Source organism: Nonomuraea sp. NPDC048916 (genome assembly GCF_040649575.1).
In the GTDB taxonomy this organism is placed as follows: Bacteria; Actinomycetota; Actinomycetes; order Streptosporangiales; family Streptosporangiaceae; genus Nonomuraea.
This window is the reverse complement of the sequence record NZ_JBEZFS010000129.1, coordinates 1-1,010: the sequence shown is the minus strand read 5'-3', so window position 1 is coordinate 1,010 and position 1,010 is coordinate 1. Positions and strand designations below refer to the sequence as shown.

Genomic DNA, 1,010 nt, shown 5'->3' with positions numbered 1-1,010 from the left:
CGAGGTCGTCCCCGGCGACATCCTGGTCGGCAAGGTCACGCCCAAGGGCGAGACCGAGCTGACGCCCGAGGAGCGGCTGCTGCGCGCGATCTTCGGCGAGAAGGCCCGTGAGGTCCGCGACACCTCGCTGAAGGTGCCGCACGGCGAGCAGGGCAAGGTCATCGGGGTGCGCGTGTTCAGCCGCGAAGAGGGCGACGAGCTTCCCCCCGGTGTCAACGAACTGGTCCGCGTCTACGTGGCGCAGAAGCGTAAGATCACCGACGGTGACAAGCTCGCCGGCCGTCACGGCAACAAGGGCGTCATCTCCAAGATCCTGCCGGTCGAGGACATGCCGTTCCTCGAGGACGGCACCCCGGTCGACATCATCCTCAACCCGCTGGGCGTGCCCGGCCGGATGAACGTCGGCCAGGTCCTGGAGACCCACCTCGGCTGGATCGCAGCCCGGGGCTGGGACATCTCCGGCATCCAGGAGGCCTGGGCTGAGCGGCTGCGCGAGAAGGGCTTCGAGACCGTCGAGCCGCGCACCAACATGGCGACCCCGGTCTTCGACGGAGCCCACGAGGAGGAGATCGTCGGGCTGCTCGGCAACACCGTCCCCAACCGCGACGGTGACCGGATGGTCGAGGCCAGCGGCAAGGCCCTGCTCTACGACGGCCGCTCCGGCGAGCCGTTCCCGTATCCGATCTCGGTCGGCTACATCTACATCCTCAAGCTCCTGCACCTGGTCGACGACAAGATCCACGCCCGGTCGACCGGCCCCTACTCCATGATCACCCAGCAGCCGCTCGGCGGTAAGGCCCAGTTCGGTGGCCAGCGCTTCGGTGAGATGGAGGTGTGGGCTCTGGAGGCCTACGGCGCCGCCTACGCGCTCCAGGAGCTGCTGACCATCAAGTCCGACGACGTCCTGGGCCGCGTGAAGGTCTACGAGGCCATCGTCAAGGGCGAGAACATTCCCGAGCCCGGCATCCCCGAGTCCTTCAAGGTCCTCATCAAGGAGATGCAGTCGCTCT

At 67.4% G+C, this 1,010-nt stretch carries 1 pseudogene; it reads left to right on the top strand.

The window, feature by feature from the left end:
* Positions 1–1,010, top strand: a pseudogene (locus AB0C16_RS40070) (DNA-directed RNA polymerase subunit beta); the annotation flags it as partial.